The sequence below is a fragment of the Siccirubricoccus deserti genome (assembly GCF_014283215.1).
GTDB classification, from domain to species: Bacteria; Pseudomonadota; Alphaproteobacteria; order Acetobacterales; family Acetobacteraceae; genus Siccirubricoccus; species Siccirubricoccus deserti.
In genome coordinates this window covers 1-2,934 of the sequence record NZ_JACOMF010000168.1, presented here as the reverse complement: position 1 = coordinate 2,934, position 2,934 = coordinate 1, and the positions used below count along the sequence as shown (strand labels likewise).

Annotated in this window: 2 protein-coding genes and 1 pseudogene; all 3 read left to right on the top strand. The window is 67.7% G+C overall.

Annotated features, from left to right (window positions below; all coding sequences use genetic code 11):
• Positions 1-191: 191 nt before the first annotated feature.
• Positions 192-491, top strand: a complete 300-nt coding sequence (locus tag H7965_RS29335) for a hypothetical protein (RefSeq protein ID WP_186774023.1) — start codon at positions 192-194, stop codon at positions 489-491.
• 537 nt (positions 492-1,028) lie between these two features.
• Positions 1,029-1,340: a hypothetical protein gene (locus tag H7965_RS29330; RefSeq protein ID WP_186774022.1), complete on the top strand. Its 312-nt coding sequence runs from the start codon at positions 1,029-1,031 to the stop codon at positions 1,338-1,340.
• 303 nt (positions 1,341-1,643) lie between these two features.
• A pseudogene (locus H7965_RS29325) lies at positions 1,644-2,870 on the top strand (IS256 family transposase).
• The last annotated feature ends 64 nt before the right edge of the window (positions 2,871-2,934 follow it).

Genomic DNA, 2,934 nt, shown 5'->3' with positions numbered 1-2,934 from the left:
CCTCCTCGAGCCGATCGGCAACATCCCACCCGCCGAAGCTGAGGCGCGCTACTATGCCAGCCAGCAGGAGGTTGCGCTGGCAGCCTGACTCAAACTCCCCTGCCTCCGGCAAACCCGGGGCGGTTCAAGGCACCCGCCATGCTGCGCTGGTGACACTGGACGCCATTGGCATCGAGGGCGCGGAGAAGGTCATGCGCAAGGTCCAGGAGATGGCAGAGGCCGGCGACATGCGCGCCGCCGAGCTGCTGTTGCGGCGCCTCTGGCCCGAGCGGAAGGGTCGCCCGGTCGAGATGGAGTTGCCGGCGCTGAACACGACGGCCGACTTGCCGAAGGCGATGGCAGCGGTGGCCGCAGAGATGGCCGCCGGCAACCTCTCCCCCGAGGAAGCCGCGCAGGTTTCGGCAGTGATCGAGGCGCAGCGCCGGGCACTGGAAACGCAGGATCTGGCGGCACGGATCGCCGCGATTGAAGCTCGGGAGATGGCGAAATGAGCCCAATTGAGCGCCGCATAGCGGCTTTGGAGAAGCGGCAAACCACGGGAGTTGTCCGGTGGGTGGGGCGGATCTTCGACCCAGCAGCTGGCGAGCCTTACGAGGCGTGGGAGGCAGCTGCACGCACTGGCTTGGCGCCCCGCGAACGGCTGATCGTCCGATACATCATGGATCCGGTCCCGCCCCCAGCGCAGGCCCTATAACCTATGGTTGTTGACTTGTAAGCGCGCGCCCCACGATGATTGCGAAATCGGTTTGAAGGCGGGCGCTATGTGGCGACTGATGCTGTTCCCGGCGGCTTTGCTCTCAGGGTGTGCCGGCGAAGCCCCCCGCCACATGGTTCAGATTAGCACTGACCCTCCGGCCGCTACCTGCGCCATCACTCGCGCAGGGCAGACGGTGGCGACGGTGGCATCTGCCCCGGCAGAGGTCGGGCTGACCTATTCAAGCCGATCCGCGAGGGTGCTTTGCACCCAGGCAGGGCACGCCCCGACGATAGCCACGCTACCGGCTGAACCCATTGCGGGACGCTTGGCCATGCACGCGCTGGCCGGCGGCCTCGGCGGACTGGCTGGAGCGGCCTTCTCGGGCGACGGGTTCCGCTACCCGCCCGCCCTGCATGTGGCGCTGCCACCTCAGCACTTCCCCTCGGCCGACGCACGCGACCGGTTCTATACCGCGAGGGCGGATGAGACGCGGGCTTACTTTGACCCGGACATTCGTGGGCAGCGATCAGTCTGCGGTGCGGGGGAGTTTGGATGCGAGCAGGTCATTTCCGCCATGGAAGCTGCCCGTGATGGCGAACTGGCGCAGCTAGAAGCGCTACGGACGGCAGCCGTTATCGACTAACTCGCGGTCGGTAGCAGCCAGACCCTAACCCTGCCGGCGGAACCCCTCGGCTACCCAGGAACCGAAACGGGCCACTGCCTGGCCGACGATCCAGACCAACCCCACCACAATGAGGGGCCACGTTACGGCACGTAACGCGTCCTTGGCATCCGTAATTACCCACCTCCCTTGCGCGGGAGTGGGTTGGCTGATTCGATCCTGGCATGGGTGCCGTCGCGGGTGTGGTAGGAAATCGGGGTGGCGTAGTCTCCGGCTTGTTCAACGAGCCATGACCGGCGTTGGCGCGCCGGCGGAGACCACGCCATGGGCAAGGATAGCAGCAAGGGGCCTGCCGAGCAGGCGCTGTTTGCCGGAGAGGCCTGGTTCGACCCAATCGAGGCAGGCCTACGGGGCCGGATCCGCGGGCTGATCGAGGAACTGGTAGAGCAGGAACTCGAGGCGGCGCTGGGGCGCAGACGCTACGAGCGGGCTGGCGCCGCCGTTGGGCACCGGCATAGGCACCGCAGGCGTCAGCTGACGGGCTCCTTCGGGCCGGTCGAACTCGCGGTGCCCCGCGCCCGGCTGCAGGCCGAGGACGGCAGCAGCCGGGAATGGCGCAGCGCCGTGCTGCCGCGCTACGCCCGGCGGACCCGCCAGCTTGAGGCGCTGATTGCCTCAGCCTACCTTGCCGGGACCAACACGCGCCGGGTACAGCGGGCGCTGGCGGCGCTGTTCCGGGGCGCGGTGGGCAAGGATGTGGTCAGCCGGGCCTGGCGCAAGGTGAAGGTGGACTGGGAGGCCTAGAGCCGGCGCGACCTGGCGGGCGAGGACATCGTCCGCCTCATCCTGGACGGGACCGTCGTGCGGGTCCGGCTGGACCGCAAGGCGACCTCGATCTCGTTGCTGGTGGTCCTAGGCGTGCGCCGGGACGGGCAGAAAGTCCTGCTCGCCATCCGCAACATGGGCGGGGAGAGCGAGGCGGCCTGGCGGGCCGTGCTCGACGATCTTGTAGCGCGTGGCCTGCGGGCTCCGGAGTTCCTGATCATCGACGGCGCGGCTGGCCTCGAGAAGGCGCTGGCTGCCCTCTGGTCGGCGGTGCCAGCTCAGCGCTGCACGGTTCACAAGCACCGAAATCTCCTCGCCCATGCACCGGAGCGGCTGCATGAGGAGATCTCGGCCGACTACACGGACATGATCTACGCCGAGACCGCGAAGGAGATCGAGACGCGGCAGAAGGCATTCCTGCGCAAGTGGCGGCTGAAATGCCGGGCCGTCGCCGACAGCTTGGAGGAAGCCGGCGAGGCGCTGTTCGCCTTCACCCGGCTGCCCTCGAGCCAGTGGAAGTCGGCGCGGACCACGAACGCGATCGAGCGGCTGCACGAGGAGTTCAAACGGCGCATCAAGACGCAGACCGTGCTGCCCTCGGCCGAAACCGCGGCCATGCTGTTCTGGGCCTTGCTCGCTTCAGGCCAGATCAACATGCGCAAGGTCGATGGCTGGCAGAGCCTCGGTCAGCCGCCTGCCAAGAGCACGATTGACCTCGCCGCCTGACGCGATACCGTCACCACGCCGGAGATAGCCACGGCCATTTCCAACACATCCCGCGACGGCACCC